Genomic DNA, 20,724 nt, shown 5'->3' with positions numbered 1-20,724 from the left:
TACTCGTGAAAATTTACCTTCTCTCACTCGGGGCGGGCTTGCTCGTCGGTATCGTTTATAGCCTGCTGAACGTCCGTTCGCCGGCTCCGCCCGTCATCGCCCTCGTCGGTCTCCTCGGTATCCTCGTCGGAGAGCAAATCATTCCCTTCGCCAAGACCCTGATCAACAAGGAGCCGGCCGCCGTCTCCTGGATGCATCAGATCAAGCCTCACGTGTTCGGCCACCTGCCGAAAGGCGATCGGCCCGCCGATACGACGCCTTCCGATAAGGCCTGATGCCCTTTCCAACCGAGGACGAAGACAATGGAAAATACGACCGCCGACCTCATCCTGCATCATGGCCTGATCAAGACGCTTGATCGCACAAATCCAAGTGCTAGCGCCGTTGCAATCAAGGACGGCAAGTTTCTCGCCGTCGGCCACGACGCCGAGGTCATGGCGCTGGCCGGTCCGGCGACGCGGGTGATAGATCTCAAGGGCAAGCGCGTCTTGCCGGGCCTGATCGACAACCACACGCACGTCGTTCGCGGCGGCCTGAACTTCAACATGGAACTGCGCTGGGACGGCGTGCGCTCGCTTGCCGACGCGATGAACATGCTGAAGCGGCAGGTGGCGATCACGCCGCCGCCGCAATGGGTTCGCGTCGTCGGCGGCTTCACCGAGCACCAGTTTGCCGAAAAGCGCCTGCCGACCATCGACGAGATCAATGCGATCGCACCCGATACCCCGGTCTTCATCCTGCATCTTTATGATCGCGCGATCCTGAATGCCGCGGCTCTGCGTGTTGTCGGCTACACCAGGGACACGCCGAACCCGCCTGGCGGCGAGATTACGCGCGATGCCAATGGCAATCCGACTGGCTTGCTGCTCGCCAAACCCAATGCCGGCATCTTATATTCCACGCTCGCCAAGGGGCCGAAGCTACCCTTCGACTATCAGGTCAACTCGACCCGTCATTTCATGCGCGAGTTGAACCGTCTCGGTGTGACCGGTGTCATCGATGCAGGCGGTGGCTTCCAGAACTATCCCGACGACTATGCCGTCATCCAGAAACTCGCCGACGAAGACCAGATGACGGTGCGGCTGGCTTACAACCTCTTCACCCAGAAGCCGAAGCAGGAGAAGGAAGATTTCCTCAACTGGACGAGCTCCGTAAAGTACAAGCAGGGTGATGACTATTTCCGCCACAACGGCGCCGGCGAGATGCTGGTCTTTTCCGCGGCCGACTTCGAGGATTTCCGTGAACCGCGTCCCGACATGCCGCCGGAGATGGAAGGCGAACTGGAGGAGGTCGTCCGCGTTCTTGCCGAGAACCGCTGGCCCTGGCGCATGCATGCCACTTACGACGAAACCATCAGCCGTGCCCTCGACGTCTTCGAGAAAGTCAACCAGGACATCCCTCTCGAAGGTCTGAACTGGTTCTTCGACCATGCCGAGACGATCTCCGATCAGTCGATCGATCGCATTGCCGCTCTGGGCGGTGGCATCGCCGTCCAGCACCGCATGGCCTATCAGGGCGAATATTTCGTCGAACGCTATGGTCATGGCGCAGCCGAAGCAACGCCACCGATCGCCCGCATGCTGGATAAAGGCGTGATCGACAATTGGTGGCGCCAGGGCATGATGGGCAGTGCCAAAGCCCACTATGACGGCATCAAGGCCTTCTCGGAGACCGACCAGACAGAAGACCTTAAGGCAATCAGCGTACCGATGCTGGTCACACAGGGCGATGACGACCAGATCGTTCCCTACAAGGACGCCGCGGAACTTCAGGCGAAGCTGCTGAAGAACAGCACCCTAAAAATCTACAAGGGCTTCCCGCACGGCATGCTGACCACGCATGCTGACGTGATCAATCCGGATCTGTTGGCGTTCATCAACGCCTGATTGTACCCTATCCGAAGGCGTATGCCAGCGCCCACCTCATGGCCGGAGCATACGCCATTCCTCGCCGGGCGGCCCAATTCACGCAACTCGCGATCCAGTAGCTGCAATGTTAGTTCCAAGTCGCGCGAGGAACAGAGCCGCATTGCGCGGGAGAGCGACATGAGGTTACAGGGCTTCCTAGATGTCCACGCGCTTGGAATAGCAGGGTCGGTGGTTCGGATCCGTTCAAGAGCCACGACAAGTCATATCGTTTTCCAGCTCAGAGATCTCCATGCCGGGCGGTGGGCTCAGTCTCCGCTCTCAGCTGAAGGTAATGCGCTTTCAGGCGATCCAGGCTGAAAGCTCTGTTGAGCCCGCTGGGGTTAGGCAGTACCCAGGTTTGTGCTCCGGCAAAAAAGTCGCTTTGCTTGCCCCAGTCGCAGTCGGGCTTGGATGTGATTGCTGCAAAGGCCGCTTTGCCGAGAAAGGCGAGGTTCGCGGGCGCGAACTTCCTCATCTTTGCTTCAAAGAGAGGTGCTGCCTCTTTGTAGTCGCTCGTCGTTATCTCAATGGCACTCCTGGTCGCGCGGGAGACAACGGCGGTAATGCCGCATCCGTACTGGAGAAGCTCCTGCTCTTCTTCGGCCTGCAGGAGTCGCGGCGTGAAGCCGGAAAGATGTAGCACCTTCCAAAATCGGTTACTCGGAGACGAGAAGTTGCGCCCGTCCCGGACAGCCGTCAAGGCGGGGTTCAGGCCGCAGAAAACGACCGAAAGACGGAAGTCAAGAACGTCAGACAGCCCGACTGCCGCCTGCTCCGCATTCTGATGACGAACGATATCCGAGGACATCGGTTACGTTCTCCTGTCGATTGGTTACGCCGATTAATGCCGATCATTGCTTCGGGCGGCTGGAAAGGCCGGCAATCTGCATCATGACGGGGCTTATAACCTCCTCCTTATGGAGTTCGCCAATCAGCAGTTTGAGCCAGCTGAAGCCGACCCATAACGAAATCTTGTCATCAACCTCGTGCGCCTGCAGTTCGCCCCGGTTTGCCGCGTCAGTCAAAATTCGTCTGACGTCGGCCGTCCGTTCGGGAAGGAACCTGTCACGCAAGGCGCTGAGGGCTTCCGGAGTGCCTTGCGCCTCGGCGATCAGTCCGCGCAGCGCGGCTCCTGCCGGATGCGCTGCCCAGAAACGCCAGAGGCTTGTCGTGTATTGCACGAGATCAGCAACGAGGTTTCCGGTGTCGGGAACAGGCACGGAAGCCGACCGTTCGGTCGTATAGATGGCGATGAAGAGGTCGGCCTTCGTTGGATACCAGCGATAGATGGTGGTTTTTCCGGCACCGGCGCGTCGTGCGACCTCATCGACCGAAAATCCCGCATAACCCCTCTCCGAAATCAGGTCTCGGGCGGCGGCAAGCACCGCCGCTTCGGCGTCGGGGCTGCGGCGCGATCCGATCGAGGTTCGTTTCTTTGCTGTCGAGGTCTTTGTCTTCGTGGTCATCACCAGCACCTATCCCGACTCGCCACCACCGATCAATGGCGCGTGTTCTATCTTTCAACCAAACGTGCCCAGGAGGGCGAGGGGGCGAACTGCTCAGTGAAGTATTGCGTCTCTCTAGCGACGAGCCTGTTGTGAAATTCCATGATGCTCACCGCATAAGAGGGTTTGCCGTCATAGGTCAGAACGAATTCTGTGACCCATAGGGCTACTGCTGCCGGTAATCCGGCGAACGCTAAACCGCTTCTTGTTGGGCTGGGCGAAGCAGCTTTCCCGGTTCTTGCGGCGACATGGATCCGATCGCCGGACTGCGGATATTCAAGCAATGCATCGTCGTGATAGATTTCATGCTCGACGTCAAAATCGCCGGCGTCTGATGCGGCCCAATGCCGTTCGAGCGCCAATCTCACTCTCTGGTCTTCCATCTTGGCCTCCTATAACTGCCGTCGTACGAACTGAAACTGAAGCTCCGAGGGCGATCGAAGCCTGGCGGCGCGCCGGAGAAGCATTGACGGTGGCCTTGCCCCTCCGGGAGAGCTTAACTTGCGATCTACGTCGATTTCACCCGAGGGATGAAACCGGGAACGCCTGTCTCGACGACGCTGTTGAACCGAACGTTCGTCGATATGTCGGAACGGATCCGTACCATTTCCTGATCTGGAAGCGCCGAGATTGCGAAATTTTCCTCGATGCGAAGCGGTTTGATCGACGTCGTCAGGAAGCCGGTGCCGCGCTGTACGGCCCAGGCAAGGGCCACCTGCGCCGGCGTCTTATTGACGCGGTCGGCGATCCCGGTGATGACAGGGTCTGTAAGCAAGTTGGGCTCCATCGCGTGACCCAATGGCGCAAATGCCAGCAGCACGATCCCATTGGCCTGACAATAGTCGAGCAGCTCCCATTCGGGCAAGTAGGGATGGGATTCCACCTGTACGATGGCGGGCGTGACGCGCGCGTTCGCGACGATCTCCTTCAGCTTGTCCAAGGTGATGTCAGATAAGCCTATCGACCGACAACGACCGCTTTCCACGAGCGCCTCGAGCGCGTGCCAGGTTTCGATCAAGCTGATCCCGGCATCATATATGACCTGACCGTTCTCGTCTCGCGGATCCAGTTCGTCGCCCGGAAGAAAAGCATAAGGCGTATGGACAAGATAGGCGTCCAGGTAGTCGAGCTTAAGGCGTCGAAGGCTTGCTTCAAGCGCCGCTTTCACCCGTTCCGGGCGGTGGTTTGTATTCCATAGCTTCGTTGTGACGAACAGATCCTCGCGCTGAACCGACCCATCCGCGATCGCCTCGGCAATTGCCTCTCCGACTGCCTCTTCGTTGCGATATCGTTCAGCGCAGTCGAAATGGCGAAACCCAACAGATAGGGCCTTTGCAACGGCCCGCTTCGTCGTAACCGGGTCGGGGATGAGGGTACCGAACCCAACGGCAGGCATTTCTTTGCCGCCTGTGGCAAGGGGGATTGTCCTGTGGCGCAGCATATAGGGGGCTTCCATCGGCCTACTCCTTTGACTTGAGAACAAAATTGAATGGCTGTGATCGTTTGCCGCTCTGCAAGAGCTGATCAAATAACGATCGCATGTTGAGATCCTTTGATTGGAGAGCGATCGGCTATTGGCCAACTGTAACACGATACTGACGGGTCTTGACGTCACGTTCGAAACCGAGGCGCTACGCGCCGCGATCGGCAAATTGTCGTGACCTTACATCACGCGGTCAGCGGATGCGAAGGGGAGGGCTTCATGAGGGCAACCACGATCAATCCAGCGACCGCGGCCGCGAACGTAATCCAGTACCCGTCGATATAGGCCGCGACATTGGCTTCGCGCTGCACGATCGTGGCTAGAACGCCGATCCCGCGCTTGGCAACGTCTGCTTTCGATTCCATCCCCATGCTGGACGCAAGTTGCGACAGCGTGGTTCCCCATCCGGGCGTCGTCCCGGTGACGTGGAGGCCGATAAGATAGGAATGCAATTGCTCGCGCTGTCTGATCCAGGTCACCATGATTGCCGCCACGGTTTCCGAACAGATCAATCTCATAACCTGCACGTAGGCCGTCAACGATATGGCTCGCGCGGGGTCTACGTTGCTGAAGAGGGTTGCGACGGCTGCAAGGAAGACGATTTCCTCTCCGAATGTCTGGAGGATCGTGATCAGTCGAAATTCGGGCAGTGACCACTGGCTCGTCAACTGGGTTCCAATCCAGGCGGACAGCAGGAAACATGTAAAGCCTATCGTCAGGGCGGCGCGCTGCTTGAGTTTCCGCACGAGCGTCACGGCAGTGAAGGTCGCGCCTGCAAGCAGAAGGATCGCATACGGCGCCTCGAAATCCCCAATCTGCTCGGGCCGCAATCGCGCCACCGAAGCAAGGAAGTTCGGTTCGATCAGCGAACTGCCGAGGCTTGTTGTCATGAAACATGCAATGGCGGCGAACCCGAGCGCTATGTTTCGCGTGCGAAGAACCGAGACATGGGCCCAGGGATGTTCGACCCGAGACTCGTGCCACAGAAACGCGCATATCAAAAAAACAGCCGAGGCAAGCAAGGACACGATGAGGCCAGACTGAAGCCAATCAAGCCGATTGCCCTGATCAAGCGCGAAATACAGCGTCGTGAGCGCCGAGCCGAACAGTGCCATACCGCCCCAATCAGCGCGCCTGAGAAGGGCATGGTCGATTCCAGCCGGTTTGGTCCCATACCAGAAGAGAATGCCGATCATCGGGGAGACAATAGCACCTTGCCAGTACAGCCATTGCCAGCCGATCGTCTGGGAATAGCTGCCGGCCGTATAGAGGCCGAGATTTTGCGCGAACGGGATCCGCAGGACGTAGAAGGAAAGAGCGATGATCCAATACCTGCGGTCAAGATTGCGGAAAGCAGTTAGCAGCGTTGCGCCGACGAACATGCCGAGGAAAACGGCCCTTAAAGCATGCAGCGCGACCAGGACATTGAATCCGTGGACGAACGGGATGACCACGGAGATCGCCGAATAGAGTATGGTCGGAGCGACCATGACCCGCTTCACCCCGAACACCGCAATCAACCAGCCGATCGACGGGGCCACAAGGATCTGTGGCGCCGTTGCAAAGGTGCTCAGCCACGCGCCCTCATCGAAGCCGAGCCCGAAGGCGCCACGCAGATCCGAGAGCCCAATGCCGGCAGTGCGGACGTCGAACGCTGTCAATATCGATGCCATGATCATCGCCACGGCGATGTAGCCCTGGCGAGAGAGGTCGCGCCGATGTAAGTTCTCAGACATGGTCTTCGCCCTTGGTGGCGATGCGCGTCGTGACCGACATACCAGGCCGCAGCCGATCGAAATTTGGCTGATCCGAGTCGAGTTCGATCCGAACGGTGAGACGCTGCGCGACCTTTGTGAAGTTGCCGGTCGCGTTGTCAGCGGGCAGCAGAGCAAAGGTTGACCCAGTCGCAGGGGATATTTTCGATACCGTTCCATGGAGTGCCGTACCCGGCAGCAAATCGACAGAGATATCGACCGACTGCCCTTCGTGAACCATGGACAGCTGGTTCTCCTTGTAATTCGCCAGGATGTAGATCTTCGGAAGCGGGACGATCGAGATCAGGGGCGTGCCCGCAGCAACGTAATTCCCGACCTGCGCGTTTCGTCTGGCGACGATGCCATCGACTGGCGCCCGTACGTTCGTGTATCCGAGCTCCAGTTCGCGGGCGGCAAGATCTGATGCTGCGGTATCGAGATTTGCTTTCAGTATGTCGCGCTGTCTGGCGAGGACGTCGAGCTTGACCCTCTGAGCGGCGACGTTGGCACGCGCTACATTCAGGTTTGCAAGCGCCCGCTCCTGAGCGGCGGTCGCCTTTTCGAAGCTCTGGACCGTACTTACCCTCCCATCGATGCCTAGCCTCGTCTGTCGCTGGAGCTCCTTCTCCGCCTCGACCTCTTCAGCGGCAGCGGCCTGTTGCTGTGCAATGGCCACGTCGATCTGCGTCAGTTGAAACGTGTGCTGGGTGTCGTTATCGCCAAGTTGAGCGTTGACGGCAGCGAGCCTCGCTTTCGCGCCACGAAGTGCGACCTCATAGGGCTTTCGGTCGATGGAGAATATCGGATCGCCCGCCTTGACCCGGGCGTAATCTTCGACCGAGATGGTCTCGACAGTGCCGCTGACACGGGCGCTGACGGCGGAAATATCGGAGTAGACCGCAGCGTCGTCTGTGGATTGAACGCTTCTTGTCGCCACCCATGTATCCCAGCGCGTCGACGAAGCACCGACCGCAACGAACGCAATGATAATAGCGGTTGCCGGGACAATTAACGCCCGCAAATTTGCCGTTTCCGGCGCAGCGGACGGCGGTGCGCTCGCTTGCGAATTGGCCGGTGCCGCCATGACCCGCTCTTCCGGTCGTTCATCTCTTTGGTTCCTATTCAGTAACCTGATCATATTCTCCACCATAGCCCGGCCCATCGTCCGCTATAAAAAACGTCGCTGCATGCTTAGTCATTACGCCTCCAGGCGACTGACGTGTGGACGCTATATAAACGATACGTATCGTTTATACAAGGGACGCGTCGGATATTGGTATACGGGTAGGCGGACCAATATAACGCTGATCCGACGCATCGGACCTAGGTACGTGGCATAATCCCATTAATGCCGCAAAAGCGTTTGGCAGCCGGGGGCTGTGGAGCTTCGCTGCGATGCGCACCACACCACGAGGCGTCAGTTCGCGGAGAATCGCGGGGACCTTTGCCGCTTAAAGGCTCCGTAGAAAAGTAGAAATGTCTGTTTCAAACGGACTTTCACACCCGATCATGCCGCGGTGCAACCTACCCGTCATCGTTCGTCTTGAAGCCATTTTGCCCAAAGCTGCAGGAAAGCGCGGTAGTTCTTCATGCCCACGCGCAGAAAATGCAGGCTTTCGACCTCGCCGCTTTTCACGTTCGTACTCAGCCTCAAATGCAAGTCCAGGTCAAAGCGCTGTGAAACGGAACACCTCTGGCGCCTTGCAGCGGTTCAGGGCATCCTATGAAGGCTGAAAATTATGTTTATGGCAGTTGGAGGAATGCCTATGCGCTGCTTTACCGTGCTTGGACCCTCGCAGACCGGAAAATCAACAGTCGTGGAAAGGCTCGGCTCCCTGGAGGGGGCGCCGAGAAAATCCAGCTCCCCTTATGGATTGAACCTCACAGAATTCACCTTTGGAAACGAGGCGTGGTGTGCGCTGGATGCGCCAGGATCCAGCGAAGCGTTGGTGCATGCACAGCACGCGCTTCTTGCCAGCGACGCCTGCATCCTGTGCGTTTCATCGGCACCCGAGGAGGCTGTGCTCGCCGCGCCCTATCTGCGCGTAATCGAGGCCTCGGAGACGCCGTGCATCCTCTTCGTCAACCGGATGGACGAACCGGGAGGGCGGCTGAGGGACGTGATCGCCGCGCTTCAAGACTACGCCAACCACACGCTTTTGCTTCGCCAGATCCCGATCCGCGAGGGGGACAGGATCATAGGCAGTTGCGATCTGATTTCGGAACGGGCGTGGCGCTATCGGGAAGGCCAGACTTCGGCGCTGATCGCAATCCCCGAAAGCGCGGCCGAGCGCGAGCACGAAGCGCGCAGCGAGCTCCTGGAACACCTGTCCGAATTCGATGACCGGCTTCTAGAAGAACTGATCGAAGATCGCGAGCCGCCCAGCAACGCGCTCTATGCCATTTCATCGCGGGTTCTCAGGGAAAACAGGATTATTCCAGTCCTGATCGGTGCCGCAAGTCACGGCAACGGCATGATGAGGCTGATGAAGGCGCTGCGCCACGAGGCGCCGCCGGTGGGGGTTCTTCGACAGCGCCTGGCTCGTGCAGGCAATGTCGATGAAAACAAGCTGACCGCCATGAGCTTCCATGCCTATCATCGCCAGAATGTTGGTAAGACAGTGCTCGTGCGCGCGCTTGGCGAGGGACTGCGACAGGGCGTCTCACTGGGCGGCTCCAGCCTCGGCGCCGTACAGCATCTCGCAAACGGGAAGTCCAATTCGGCGGTTGTGCCTGCGCTGGGGGACGTCTTCGCGACGGTCAAGTCCGACCACTTGCCCGTCCCTTCGCTGTTGACATCAGACGCGGTGGCCGCCCCGCCTGAGTGGACGGAGCCGACCACCCCGATGCTTGAAAGGATCCTAGTCCCGGGCAGCGAGCGCGATGAAAACAAGCTCTCCGAAACACTGGCAAAACTTTCCGAGACGGATCGCGGCCTAACGGTCTTGCAGGAGGAAAGCACAGGCGCCCATCTCGTCTGCGTCCAGGGGCCGGTGCATCTGCGCGATCTCTGCCGAACACTGTCCGACGTGTTTCATATCGACGTAACTGATCGAACGCCCAGCCCGATCTACCGCGAAACAATTGCGAAACCATCTGAGGTTCATTATCGTCACCGCAAACAGACCGGCGGTGCCGGACAGTTCGCGGATGTGAAGCTGAGCATTCGCCCCAATGAGCGCGGCCGGGGCTTCACCTTTAGCGAAACCGTCAAGGGTGGCGCCGTTCCGCGCAACTACATCCCTGCTGTCGAAGCAGGCGCGCGCGAAGCGATGGAGAAAGGGCCGCTAGGCTTCAAGGTCATCGATGTCGGCGTAACGCTGTACGATGGTCAGCACCATGCCGTCGACAGTTCGGAACACGCCTTCCGAACTGCGTCGAAAATGGGAGTGCGACAGGCGCTTTCCCAAGGGGCGGCCGTTTTAATGCAACCGGTCTTCCGCAGCGAAATTCACATTCCTTCGATCTATTCCGGCAGCCTCGTCCAGAGCGTCTCCGCTCTCAAAGGTCAGGTTCTCGGCTTCGAACGGGATGAAACCGCCAAGGGATGGGACATCTTCCGGGCACTCATTCCGGGCGGCGCACTTGACGATCTGGCACGGGCGCTGCGCTCGGCGACGCAGGGCATTGGTTATTTTTCCAAGACCTTCGATCACTTCGAGGAGCTATACGGCAAGGAAGCGGACGCCATCGTGAGGGCACATGAAGAACCAGGCGTGGCACACTGAAACGTTCGCACCATTTCATGCTCGTTCGCAGAATGGGGCTCATGTCGTTTGGCAGTCCGCCCGACTAGGCGCGCGGTGGCTTTCGGAAAAAGCAAATAAAAGTTGCGCAGATAGCTATCCAAGGGTTGCAATTTTTCTCTATGAATGAGGTGCCGGATGAGTTGAACGAGCAGGATTTCTTACGCCGCGAACTGCTAGATTTTTGACACCTCAGGCAGTAGTCCGACCGCTGAGCAGTACGTGGCGCTATGCCAAGCGTGTGCTCAGCGGATTTCGAAATCAAGCTTTGAGCGTCAGCAAGTCGTCCACGCCGAATGCCCCGTAGATGCCGCTTGTCACCTGGGCGAGCTGGTCGTTCATCTTTTGCACCTCTTCTCCCATCCCGATGAAATCGACGACCGTCCGGTTCGGACGCGAACCCGCCGGGGTCTGGACCAGGTTGACGATCGCCTCGCTGACCTTGTTGACGTCCTGCTCGGGTTTGGAAGCGAGGAACTGCTCGTAGCCAGCGAGAGCATGATCCGGAACCTTGGCGAATTGGCCGTAGCCATCGAGGCGCGCCTCGTCGTGCGGATGGACGAGATTGCCGATCCATGACGTCTTGAATCCGCCTGGCTCGACGAGGACCACGTCGACGCCGAGCTGCGAAAGTTCGACACGGTAGCTGTCGCTCAGGGTTTCGACGGCGAACTTCGTTGCGCTATAGGGTCCATAGAACGGCATGCTCAGGCGACCAAGCAAGCTGGAAACGTTGATGACGAGACCGGAGCCCTGTCCGCGGAAGGTCGGCAGGACGGCACGCATCATGCGATGGACGCCAACGACGTTGATGTCGAAGAGACGCAGCATCTGCTCGGAGGTGAAGCCCTCCGTCAGGCCGTGCGTTCCGGTTCCGGCGACGTTAATCAAGACATCGAGACCGCCCACCGCCGAGATTGCGGCTTCGACGCCTTTCGAGACGCGGACGTCGTCGGTCACGTCAATATCCACGACATTCGCTCCGGCGGCACGAAGTTCGGCTGCGACAGCGGCGTTGCGCTCGTCTGGGTCACGCATGGTCGCAACCAGATCGTGACCGTTTTTCAGCAACGCACGGGCGGCCAACGCGCCGAATGCGCCGTTCGCTCCGGTGATCAAGACTTTCTTTCCCATCATCGTCTCCTTTGGATGGCTTGAGGATGAGGGAAAATTATCAGTTGCGAGAAATGAAACAATGTGGTTCAATGCAACACATGGTTCGGGAAAGCAGAACGATTGATTTGGAGGGGCTTCGGGTGTTCGCGGCCATCGCGCACTATGGGGGACTGACGTCTGCGGCGGCTGCCCTCGGGGTCTCCAAGTCTACGATATCGCATTCGCTGACACGGCTCGAGGAAGGGCTCGGGGGGCGCTTGTTCGAGAGAAGCTCCCGGCGGGTAGCGCTTACCCGCGAGGGAGAGCAGATGCTTCCGCGGGTGCAATCGCTTCTGGCCGAGGCCGATAATCTGTTGGAAGAAGCCGCGCGCACTTACACCACCCCGCGCGGGACAGTGAAAATTGCTGTACCACCCGCATTGGGGAGCGCCGTTCTCGAACGGCTCGTTCCTGAGCTACAGGAGCGCTATCCCGACATCGTGCTTGTCGTGTCTCCGAACTACGGGATGGACGATTTACAAGACCCCGTGTTCGACTTCGCGATCCGCGCCGGGCATGTCCATGACGATAGCCTCGTCGCCAACAGATTGGGGTCGTTCTCGCGCATCTTGGTTTGTGCGCCGACACATCCAGCCGCAAAGATCGGATCGACTGCGGATTTGAACGGTCTGCCGCTGCTTGCATTCTCGGGACGAGCACCCCGCGTGGAGTGGCGATTACAGTCCATATCGCGGCCGAAAAACGAGGTGTTGATCGACAGGCAAGCCAAATTTGCCGCCCAGGATTTCGACATGCTGGTGCGGCTGGCGCGGACAGGCCACGGGGTCGCCGAGGTGCCCGCGTTCATGGTACAGACCGACGTGAGGGATGGAAAGCTGGCCCACGTTCTGCCGGACTGGCGATCACCGCCGGTAGACGTAATGCTCGCCCACAGGGTCGGCGCAGCGCGGGTCAGTCGGGTCGCGGCGGCAATCGAGGTCGCTCGCGATTCCGTTGTTCAAGTCCTCGGAAAGAGCATTTGATCGGTCCTTGGAACCATGCATTTACGAGCGTCGAATGCAATCCAAGCCGACAAAGGGCCACGGTCTCGACATAGCGCCCTACAGATGGCATCAATAGTTTCGCGGCGGGCGTGTTGCAAATTTTCAGCGAGGCCAAAGGGACCGCACTGCGCGATTGATTTTCTTGCTTTGTTAACCTTTTAGAGCCCGAAGAGGCGTGCGAGTAGATCGTTTTGATCGTTGACGGTCCATTCGCCGTGAAGCCAAACCCCTTCCGCAGCCAGAGCATGGCTTCGAACGCAGCGATCGTTCGACGCGCGGTTTTGAAGGATCGGACCCAACGGGTCGTAGGTCCCGATGGGTACAAGCGCAAGAAGGGACAACGTATGGCCCGTCTCCACTTGAAATTTCTCCCGCTTCGGGCAGGACGTTAGCCGTCAACCCAGCAAGCGAAATCGTGAGGGCCTACAACTTCGTTGCCGATCTGAAACAGTATCCCTCCGAAAGGCACTGTCCACGGCATTGGGCCGTAATTAAAGGCAAACGTCAAGGCACCTCGTTTACGCAACCTGATGTGATCAGGCAGCTCGATCATGGCGACGCCCTCAGCCTTCAGGTAGTCCGCAAAGATCTGCCTGAGAAAATCACCGTCAATCCAGGCACCCAAATAGGAGCAGTTGCGTTGAGTGACCATTGCCGCCGAGCCGTCCTCATAGGTAAGATCGGCGGGAAGATCGGTCTCCAGACGCTCGGCCCAGTGGGTTGCCACGCCGGACGCCTTGCTACCGGTGAGAGAGAGCGAAACACCCGGTCGCAGCGACGAAACCTCGCTAACTTTTACTGAGACGAGCGATTGGAGCGCTCCGGGCGGCAATTCCCAGGGAACCGCATGAGATGTTGTCTTCGATCCTGTTCGCGGCCCGAAAATGATATGAGCGGTCGTCGCCTTGAAAGCAGCTAGGCTGCGGTCATCGATGATCGGCAAACACGGCACGAGCACAAGCTTGTAGCCCGCCAACGATTGTCCGGGTGCGACCACGTCTACGTCGACACCGAGCCGCCGGGCTGCCTCATACCACGCATGCAGCAGTAGCTTGTAGTTGAAGTCGTCACCCTGGGGCTGGATCCGGGTGATCCATGACGCTTCATAATCGAGGACGATCGCCACCTCCGCTCGCTCGACCGGGGGCAGATCGCCCATTACCTCTATTTCTCGCGCTACCTGCGCCACCTCCAGGCCGCCCGGAGACGGCTGTCGGTCGGGGCGCTGCAGGCCGGCGTGCATCTGTTCCTGCGCATACGGCAACTGCCGCCAGCGGAAATAACTGACGACTTCGGCCCCATGCGCGAAGGCCTCCCAGGTCCATAGACGCACCATGCCATTGGCAGGCGCCGGATTCCAGTGGGCCCAGTTCACGGGGCCGGGCTGCTGCTCCATGATCCAGAAGCGATCGTTGCGGATGCCACGGTAGAGATCGTGATGAAACGCCGAGAAATCCGGATGGGAGGTGTTGTACCAGCGCACCCGCTCGGCTTCGGGCAGTGGGAAATGCTCGACCTTGCCCAGGGGATAAGAATCCCAGCTGCAGAAATCTAGCGATTCAGCGAGCTTGAAATGATCGAAATTGTGAAAGAAGCCCATGAAGTTATGGGTTATGAAACGGTCGGGTGAATGCTTGCGGATGATCGCCGCCTGAAGCGCACAATACTCCGCCAGGCTGTCCGAGGCGTAGCGCCAGAAATCCAGGCGGGCCGCCGGGTTGGTCTCGGAGACTGCGCCGACCGGTGGAATGACCTCGTCAAAGGAATTGACTTCCATGGACCAAAAGACGTTTCCCCAGTCCTCGTTGAGCCTCTGCGGCGACTGATAGCGCTGGCTGAGCCAGTTGCGGAATCCGGCGGCATCTTCCGGTCCGTAGGAGAGGACGGTATCGTCACCGCCGAACTCGTTGTCGATCTGCCAGCCGACGACGGCCGGATGTCGGCCATAGCGTGCGGCCACCACCTCGACGATCCGTCGCGTTTCGCTCAGCCATTGCTCGCTGGCCGGCGTGTAGTGCCGCCGCGATCCGAACAGCCGCGCCTTACCGTCCTCGCCGACGGGCAGGACATCCGGATAGAGATCGACCAGCCATTTCGGCGCCGCAGCCGTCGGCGTGCCGAGAACGATCTTCAGACCTTCGGCGGCCAAAATCTCTATAGCCCGATCAAGCCAGTCCCAGTCGTAGCGTCCCTGTTCCGGCTCCATGCGGCTCCAGGCGAACTCGCCGATGCGCACGTAGCGGATGCCAATTTCGCGCATTTGCCGCGCGTCCTCCGGCCACCATTCCTCATTCCAATGTTCTGGGTAGTAACAAACGCCTAGCATGGACAAATTCCTGGGTAGTAAACGCGTTATTGTATGGAGTTGCGGACCAGCGCCGTGCCGCTGCTGTCGAATATCTGACAGTTGCCGGGGGTCAATCCGATTGCCATCGTTTCTCCTGTCCGGATCCGGTTGACGCCGTTGGTGCGCACCGTGATCGGCGTGCCTTCGACTGTCCTCAGGCTGAGCAAGGTATCGGATCCTAGATGCTCGACTAGTTCGACAACGCCCTGCATGACGGCGCTGGCTGCGCTGGCCTCGACGAAGTGCTCCGGACGCACGGCAAACGTCACCGCATCGCCGGCGGCAGCCAGTGCCCCGTTCAGCGGCATGGCCATCAAGACCTCCGAGGGTAACCGAACGTAGGCAACATCGGCTTCTATTCTTTCGATCACCGTCGGAAAGCTGTTGATCTTGGGCGAGCCGAGAAATTGTGCCACGAACAGGTTGTCGGGGTTGAGATAGAGATCGAGCGGCGAACCGACCTGCTCGATCTGGCCGCGATTGAGCACGACGATCTTGTCAGCCATCGTCATCGCCTCGACCTGGTCGTGGGTGACATAGATCATCGTCGAGCCGAGCTCCTTGTGCAGCCGCAGAATCTCGATGCGCATCTCATGCCTTAGCGCCGCATCGAGGTTGGAGAGCGGCTCGTCGAACAGGAAGACGCTCGGATCGCGGACGATCGCCCGGCCGATGGCGACGCGCTGGCGCTGGCCGCCGGAAAGCTGGGCGGGCTTGCGGTCGAGCAGCGGCTCCAGATGCAGCATTCTGGCCGCCCGGGAAAGCTTGTCGGCGATCTCCGCCTTAGCAACCTTGGCCATCCGCATCCCGAAGGTGATGTTCTCTGCCACCGTCATATGCGGATAGAGCGCATAGGACTGGAAGACCATGGCGATGCCGCGATTGGCAGAGTCGACATCGGTCATATTCACGCCATCGATCGTCAGGCTTCCGCCCGTCATGGTTTCGAGACCCGCGACCAGACGTAGCAGCGTAGACTTGCCGCAGCCGGAAGGGCCGACGAAAACGACGAACTCGCCATTATCGATGGTAAGATCGATGGCATCGATGACGCGGGTCTTGCCAAAGTCCTTGGAGACCTTCTCCAGTGTCACATAGGCCATTGCGTTGGTGTTCCTCAAAATTAGCCCTTGGTCGCGCCGAATGTCAGGCCTGCTATGAACTGGCGCTGCATCAGGAAAAAGACGATGACCGGTGGCATCGCTGCCAGCAGCGAACCGGCCGAGACCAGATGCCATGTGGTTGTCCAGGTTTCGCGCAACGCCTGCAGGCCTGCTGTCACCGGCCGGGCGGAATCCGATTGCACGAGCACCAGCGACCAGAAGAAATCGTTCCAGACGAAAGTGAAGACCAATACGAATAAGGCGGCCATGGCCGGACGGACCAGCGGCACGATGACATGCCAGAAGATCTTGAATTCGCCGACACCCTCGACCCGCGCCGCCTCGATCAATTCATCGGGCAGTTCGGCGATGAAGTTGCGCATAAACAGAGTGCAGAAGCCCGTCTGGAAGGCGATATGGAACAGGATCAGTGCCCATATGGTGTCATAGACGGGGATGATATGGATCGACAGATCTCGGACAGGGATCATTAACATCTGAAACGGCACGAAGTTGCCGGTGATGAAAAGCGCTAGCAACGCCGTGCTGCCAGGAAAGCGATATTTGCTGAGCGCGAAGCCTGCCATCGTCGCCAGTGCGATGGCACCGCAGACGGATACCAGCGTGATGACGGTGCTGTTCAAGAGAAAGCGCAGCATTGGCGATGAAGTGAAGACCTTGCGGTAATTCTCGACGAACATCGTCTCGGTCGGCCAGCCCCAATAATTGCCGGCGTTGAGATCCTGGACGGAGCGTATTGATGTCAATGCCACGGCGATGATCGGCAGAATCCAGATGATCAGGCCGATCCACACAGCGATGTGGTAGCCGGCCCGTGCCTTGGCCGACGCGTTGGTGATGGGAGCAGGAAACATCGGCGCTACCTCTTGTTGCTGGGCAGTGAGCGCAGCAGATAGATGACGACGCAGACATCCATCAGCAGAAAAAGGCAGGTGGCGATAGCCGCACCATAACCGATGCGCAGCGCCCCGAATGTCTGCTCATACATGTAATAGGCGAGCACCGTCGAGGAATCGTATGGTCCGCCGCCGGTCATCACCGAGACCAGATCGAAGGATCGTAGCGCGCCGACGACCGAGACGATGACGGCGATCGAGGTCGCCGGCAGCAATTGCGGCAAGACGATATGCCACAACAGCTTCCAGCCCTTGACGCCTTCCATTCGCGCCGCCTCGATCAATTCCGGATTGATGGCCGTCAGGCCCGTGAGATAGAGGATCATGCAATAGGCGACCTGCGGCCAGAGACCGGCCGCGATGATGGCGAAGGTCGAGAACCTCTCGTCTTCGAGCAGGGCGATCTTCGGCAGGTCGAGGGCGGTCAGGATATGGTTCAGCAGGCCGAATTCGGCATTGAAGAACCAGCCGAACATCAGGCCGACGACGACCTGGCTGATGACGAACGGCATGAAGTATAGCGACTTGACGAAGCGCATTGCCAGCCCCGCCTGGTTCAGAAACAGCGCCAGAGCCAGGCCAAAGGCAGGTGCGAACAGAAAGGCGACGAGCCAGTAGATATTGTTCTTCAGCGCCGTCCAGAAGACCGGATCGTCGCGGAACAACTCGACGTAATTGTCCAGCCCGACAAAGCGGTTCTCGCCGATCCCGTCCCAGTCATGCAGGCTTAGCCACAGGCTTTCCAGCACTGGCCAGATGACGAAAATCCCGAACATGATCAAGGCAGGGGCGACGAACAGCGGCGGAGCGAGCCGTCGCTGATAGCGCTTCCATAGGCTTGGTGCGAAGGTGTTCGTGGACACATTGCTTACCATCGCAGGCTTATTCCTTGCATGCTCAGTTCGGGTATGCGCGTTTGGCGGCACGATCTATGTTCTGCAGGATGCGGCCAAGACGATCCGGGTGGACCAGAAACTCCTGGAAGCCGGTCATCGCGATCGTGGAGACGGCATCGGCGGTGTCTCGGTCGATGAACTGGGCATAGGACTGCGCGCCGGAAGCCAGCGACGCGCTTTCCTGCAGCAGGCGGTTTTCCGGCGGTTTTGCCTTCGGGTTGGCAGGGAGGATGTGATAGGCTTGCGTCATCTGCATCTGGACGTCGGCCTGGCCGAGATAGGCCAGGAATTTCTTGGCGTCCGGGATGTTCTTTGCCTTGGCTGGAATATGGTAGGTCTCGATCGGCGCATCCTCGGCGCGCGGCACGGTCGGGTCGATCGTTGGGAAACTCATCGCTTCCGTCACCGGCTCTGATTCGGGCGTCAGGCTGTCGATCAGATAGTTGCCCATCAGCATCATCGCTGCCTGGCCCTGGTTCATCATTGCCAGCCCTTCGCGCCAGGCGAGATTGGTGTGATTTTCAGCAAAGCAGTTGGCATCGACCATCTTCTTCCAGTCAGCAAACACCGTCTTGACCTTGTCGTCGGTCCAGCTGACCTTGCCGTTCATCAGATCCATATGAAAGGCGTAGCCGTTTTGCCTGAGGTCGATATAGTCGAACCAGCCGGCGAGCGGCCAGGGGGCTTTCGATCCCAGCGCCACCGGCGTAATGCCCTTGGCACGAAAGACCTTGCAGCTGGCGACGAGGTCGTCGAAGGTCTTGAACGGGGCGACTCCAGCGGCGGCAAATACATCCTTGCGGTAGTAGATGGCCCAGGTCGAATAGGAAGTCGGCATGCCGTACTGCTTGCCATCGACACTGATCGAATCCACCATGCCCGGACCAAATTCCGCCTTCACCTGTGGCGTCCAGATATCGCTGACATCGGCGAGCAGGCCGGGCTTCACGAACTGGGCCATCTTGTTTCCGGCATACCACTTGATGATGTCCGGCGGACTTGTCGTCAGCCAGTTGCGGATGGCGGTCTTGTTGCTTTCCTCATCGTAGAAGTTCACCTCCACCTTGATGTCCGGATTGGCCTTCTCGAAGGAAGCGACAGCGCCGTTGACGGCATCGCGATCGGGAGCGCTGGCAACAGACGCATTGAGGACGACCGTTCCGGCAAAGGCAGAGGATGCCGCCAGAGCGCTCGTACCGAGAAGCAGGCAAGCCAAGGAATGGGAAAGCTTCATGAATCGGTCTCGCTGGTTAGGACGATAAAGTGGTGAAAAAAACATCACACTTCACCTCTATATAAATTTTGTGCATATGGTCGTCGCGGTTTGGTATAATTTATTCTTGGATAGTTGGATCTCCATATATGACAGTGAGGCGCAAGGCTCCATTCGGCGTTGCCGAAGATCGATTTTCGGCCGATCGGCGGGAATTGGTGCTACCCATGGCAAAGCCGCACGCCCACAATCAAATCGAGATCAATTATCTCTACGCTGGTGCAGTTACCTATCTCTACAACGGCAAGATGGTGGAGGTGACGGAAGATGATTTCGTCTTTTTCTGGGGCGCGATTCCGCACCAGGCCATTGCTGTGAAGCCGCACAGTCGCTTCGTATGCATTTATGTGCCACTCGAAATGTTCATGTTCGCTCCGTTCAGTCCGGAGTTGAAATCAGCCATTCTGGCCGGTGGCTTCATCAAGATCGGCGAACGCCTGCCCATGGATGACGCCCTGATGCGGCAAATTCGCTTTGAACTGCAGACCAGCGATCCGTTCTTGTCCGAGCTTAACTATCGTCACCTGGAATTGCGCCTCAGACGCGCCGATACAAAAGGGTGGATCAACCTGGTTGACATCTCGCCTTCGCACGCCGCGTCGCCGGGCAACACGCACCGGAAGATCATCGAAATGACCCGTTACATCAGCGAGCGATCCGATTCTGCATTGACGGTGGCCGCGATTGCCGACGCGGTGTCGCTGCATCCGAAATATGCCATGACCTTGTTTCATAAATCGCTTGGGATGACGATCACACAATACCTCACCCGGCGAAGGCTAGTAACAGCACAAAGACTGCTGGTTACTAGCGAGAAGATCGCCGCAGCAATTGCCTATGAGTCGGGCTTCGGCTCCGTCAGCCGTTTCTATGCTGTTTTTCGCGACCAGATCGGGATGTCCCCGCGGGAATTCCAGGATGTTTATGATCAGAAGGGGGTATCGTCGTGATAGTGAGCAATTTCACCGCCCCATAGGGGATTACTGCCCGTCTTCTCTGGAAACGCGTGTCATGCCCTCGCGATGGCAACCAATTGGTTAAATGTCCGTGTTTGACGCTTCAATCTCTACCCCGCGACGCTGAACAGATGGGTTGTGAAATATTCACCGCTTATTGCCTGTAAGGCTCAGCGCCGGAAATCTGCAACCAGCAGCTCCTGGCGGATGGACGAGACCTATATCCAAGTCAAAGGCCGGTGGACCTATTTCTATCGTGCTGTCGACAAATTCGGCAAAACCCTCGATTTTATGCTGTCTGAGCACCGCGACGAGGCTGCGGCCAGCGCCTTCTTCGCTCGCATGATCGAGAACAACGGGTGGCCCGAAAAGGTCGTCATCGACAAGAGCGGGACCAATCTGGCAGGCTTGCAAAACATGAACTGGATGCTGCTGTTGCCGGGATGGTTCCGGCTGATCGAGCAAGACCACCGGTTTATCAAGAAGCTGACCCGCCCGATGAAGGGCTTCAAATTTTCCAGTCTGCGTCAGCGACACTGGATGGTATCGAGGTGGCCCACGTGATCCGCAAGCGGCAATTTTCAACCAATGGCCAATCCGCACTTAAGCAATTCACCGCGCTCGCTGCATAACTGTGCCCAGCGATAGCGTTTCTACGACCTTCCCAAAAGTTTGCGA

The 20,724-nt window shown here is 58.6% G+C and carries 16 protein-coding genes and 3 pseudogenes; 6 read left to right on the top strand and 13 right to left on the bottom strand.

The features are described from left to right. Positions 1 to 5 precede the first annotated feature (5 nt). A complete protein-coding gene (locus GA0061101_RS34055) occupies positions 6 to 275 on the top strand; it encodes a XapX domain-containing protein (RefSeq protein WP_037198727.1) in 270 nt (89 codons plus the stop codon). Between the two features lie 27 nt (positions 276 to 302). Next, complete coding sequence (locus tag GA0061101_RS34050) at positions 303 to 1,886, top strand: amidohydrolase family protein (protein ID WP_141694152.1); 1,584 nt, start codon at positions 303 to 305, stop codon at positions 1,884 to 1,886. 259 nt (positions 1,887 to 2,145) lie between these two features. On the opposite strand, the gene mug is transcribed toward GA0061101_RS34050, so the two are convergent. The 6 genes and pseudogenes from mug to GA0061101_RS34020 form a co-directional block, all read right to left on the bottom strand. After that, the gene (gene mug, locus GA0061101_RS34045) at positions 2,146 to 2,715 is read right to left on the bottom strand and encodes a G/U mismatch-specific DNA glycosylase (protein ID WP_047640071.1); all 570 of its coding nucleotides are present in this window, start codon (positions 2,713 to 2,715) and stop codon (positions 2,146 to 2,148) included. Between the two features lie 43 nt (positions 2,716 to 2,758). After that, the gene (locus GA0061101_RS34040) at positions 2,759 to 3,373 is read right to left on the bottom strand and encodes a TetR/AcrR family transcriptional regulator (RefSeq protein WP_047640070.1); all 615 of its coding nucleotides are present in this window, start codon (positions 3,371 to 3,373) and stop codon (positions 2,759 to 2,761) included. Between the two features lie 47 nt (positions 3,374 to 3,420). Next, positions 3,421 to 3,795 (bottom strand): annotated as a pseudogene (locus GA0061101_RS34035) (nuclear transport factor 2 family protein). Positions 3,796 to 3,920: 125 nt separating this feature from the next. Then, on the bottom strand, positions 3,921 to 4,868 hold the full coding sequence (locus GA0061101_RS34030; protein ID WP_047640068.1) for an aldo/keto reductase: 948 nt from the start codon (positions 4,866 to 4,868) through the stop codon (positions 3,921 to 3,923). A gap of 212 nt (positions 4,869 to 5,080) precedes the next feature. Beyond that, positions 5,081 to 6,631: an MFS transporter gene (locus tag GA0061101_RS34025; protein ID WP_092576797.1), complete on the bottom strand. Its 1,551-nt coding sequence runs from the start codon at positions 6,629 to 6,631 to the stop codon at positions 5,081 to 5,083. Further along, positions 6,624 to 7,586, bottom strand: a complete 963-nt coding sequence (locus GA0061101_RS34020) for an HlyD family secretion protein (protein WP_245297634.1) — start codon at positions 7,584 to 7,586, stop codon at positions 6,624 to 6,626. The genes GA0061101_RS34025 and GA0061101_RS34020 overlap by 8 nt, the downstream gene beginning before the upstream one ends. Before the next feature lie 829 nt (positions 7,587 to 8,415). On the opposite strand from GA0061101_RS34020, the gene GA0061101_RS34015 reads away from it, so the two are divergent. Beyond that, a complete protein-coding gene (locus GA0061101_RS34015) occupies positions 8,416 to 10,377 on the top strand; it encodes an elongation factor G (protein ID WP_092576792.1) in 1,962 nt (653 codons plus the stop codon). A 279-nt stretch (positions 10,378 to 10,656) separates the two neighbouring features. On the opposite strand, the gene GA0061101_RS34010 is transcribed toward GA0061101_RS34015, so the two are convergent. Continuing rightward, positions 10,657 to 11,529 (bottom strand): SDR family NAD(P)-dependent oxidoreductase, encoded by an 873-nt coding sequence (locus GA0061101_RS34010; protein WP_167669623.1) that lies wholly within the window; start codon positions 11,527 to 11,529, stop codon positions 10,657 to 10,659. A gap of 26 nt (positions 11,530 to 11,555) precedes the next feature. Here GA0061101_RS34010 and GA0061101_RS34005 point away from each other — a divergent pair, with 26 nt between their 5' ends. Continuing rightward, entirely contained in the window at positions 11,556 to 12,533 is a 978-nt protein-coding gene (locus tag GA0061101_RS34005) for a LysR family transcriptional regulator (protein ID WP_092576788.1), read from the top strand. A gap of 179 nt (positions 12,534 to 12,712) precedes the next feature. Here GA0061101_RS34005 and GA0061101_RS34000 read toward each other — a convergent pair. From GA0061101_RS34000 to GA0061101_RS33975, 6 genes and pseudogenes are all read right to left on the bottom strand, one after another. Further along, a pseudogene (locus GA0061101_RS34000) lies at positions 12,713 to 12,849 on the bottom strand (IS6 family transposase); the annotation flags it as partial. Positions 12,850 to 12,942: 93 nt separating this feature from the next. Further along, on the bottom strand, positions 12,943 to 14,880 hold the full coding sequence (locus GA0061101_RS33995; protein WP_092576786.1) for a beta-galactosidase: 1,938 nt from the start codon (positions 14,878 to 14,880) through the stop codon (positions 12,943 to 12,945). Positions 14,881 to 14,906: 26 nt separating this feature from the next. Next, complete coding sequence (locus GA0061101_RS33990) at positions 14,907 to 16,004, bottom strand: ABC transporter ATP-binding protein (RefSeq protein WP_092576783.1); 1,098 nt, start codon at positions 16,002 to 16,004, stop codon at positions 14,907 to 14,909. A 20-nt stretch (positions 16,005 to 16,024) separates the two neighbouring features. Then, positions 16,025 to 16,879 carry a carbohydrate ABC transporter permease gene (locus tag GA0061101_RS33985; RefSeq protein WP_092576781.1) on the bottom strand — a complete coding sequence of 285 codons (855 nt, stop codon included), beginning with the start codon at positions 16,877 to 16,879 and terminating at the stop codon, positions 16,025 to 16,027. Positions 16,880 to 16,884: 5 nt separating this feature from the next. Then, the gene (locus GA0061101_RS33980) at positions 16,885 to 17,796 is read right to left on the bottom strand and encodes a carbohydrate ABC transporter permease (protein WP_092576778.1); all 912 of its coding nucleotides are present in this window, start codon (positions 17,794 to 17,796) and stop codon (positions 16,885 to 16,887) included. A 22-nt stretch (positions 17,797 to 17,818) separates the two neighbouring features. Continuing rightward, positions 17,819 to 19,051, bottom strand: coding sequence for an ABC transporter substrate-binding protein (locus GA0061101_RS33975; RefSeq protein ID WP_047557255.1), 1,233 nt, complete (start codon positions 19,049 to 19,051; stop codon positions 17,819 to 17,821). 128 nt (positions 19,052 to 19,179) lie between these two features. On the opposite strand from GA0061101_RS33975, the gene GA0061101_RS33970 reads away from it, so the two are divergent. Together GA0061101_RS33970 and GA0061101_RS33965 are read left to right on the top strand one after the other, a co-directional pair. Continuing rightward, a complete protein-coding gene (locus GA0061101_RS33970; protein ID WP_092576774.1) occupies positions 19,180 to 20,040 on the top strand; it encodes a helix-turn-helix domain-containing protein in 861 nt (286 codons plus the stop codon). 123 nt (positions 20,041 to 20,163) lie between these two features. Then, a pseudogene (locus GA0061101_RS33965) lies at positions 20,164 to 20,678 on the top strand (IS6 family transposase); the annotation flags it as partial. Between the last annotated feature and the right edge of the window lie 46 nt (positions 20,679 to 20,724).

Source organism: Martinezella lusitana, assembly GCF_900094565.1.
Classification (GTDB): domain Bacteria; phylum Pseudomonadota; class Alphaproteobacteria; order Rhizobiales; family Rhizobiaceae; genus Rhizobium; species Rhizobium lusitanum.
Note: the sequence above shows the minus strand (reverse complement) of the source record. Positions and strands in the feature narration are given on the sequence as shown.

Coding starts and splice junctions, on each gene's coding strand:
- GA0061101_RS34050 (WP_141694152.1), top strand. CDS start 303: ATGGAAAATACGACCGCCGACCTCATCCTGCATCATGGCCTGATCAAG.
- mug (WP_047640071.1), bottom strand. CDS start 2,715: ATGTCCTCGGATATCGTTCGTCATCAGAATGCGGAGCAGGCGGCAGTC.
- GA0061101_RS34040 (WP_047640070.1), bottom strand. CDS start 3,373: ATGACCACGAAGACAAAGACCTCGACAGCAAAGAAACGAACCTCGATC.
- GA0061101_RS34030 (WP_047640068.1), bottom strand. CDS start 4,868: ATGGAAGCCCCCTATATGCTGCGCCACAGGACAATCCCCCTTGCCACA.
- GA0061101_RS34025 (WP_092576797.1), bottom strand. CDS start 6,631: ATGTCTGAGAACTTACATCGGCGCGACCTCTCTCGCCAGGGCTACATC.
- GA0061101_RS34015 (WP_092576792.1), top strand. CDS start 8,416: ATGCGCTGCTTTACCGTGCTTGGACCCTCGCAGACCGGAAAATCAACA.
- GA0061101_RS34010 (WP_167669623.1), bottom strand. CDS start 11,529: ATGGGAAAGAAAGTCTTGATCACCGGAGCGAACGGCGCATTCGGCGCG.
- GA0061101_RS34005 (WP_092576788.1), top strand. CDS start 11,556: ATGAGGGAAAATTATCAGTTGCGAGAAATGAAACAATGTGGTTCAATG.
- GA0061101_RS33995 (WP_092576786.1), bottom strand. CDS start 14,880: ATGCTAGGCGTTTGTTACTACCCAGAACATTGGAATGAGGAATGGTGG.
- GA0061101_RS33990 (WP_092576783.1), bottom strand. CDS start 16,004: ATGGCCTATGTGACACTGGAGAAGGTCTCCAAGGACTTTGGCAAGACC.
- GA0061101_RS33985 (WP_092576781.1), bottom strand. CDS start 16,879: ATGTTTCCTGCTCCCATCACCAACGCGTCGGCCAAGGCACGGGCCGGC.
- GA0061101_RS33980 (WP_092576778.1), bottom strand. CDS start 17,796: ATGGTAAGCAATGTGTCCACGAACACCTTCGCACCAAGCCTATGGAAG.
- GA0061101_RS33975 (WP_047557255.1), bottom strand. CDS start 19,051: ATGAAGCTTTCCCATTCCTTGGCTTGCCTGCTTCTCGGTACGAGCGCT.
- GA0061101_RS33970 (WP_092576774.1), top strand. CDS start 19,180: ATGACAGTGAGGCGCAAGGCTCCATTCGGCGTTGCCGAAGATCGATTT.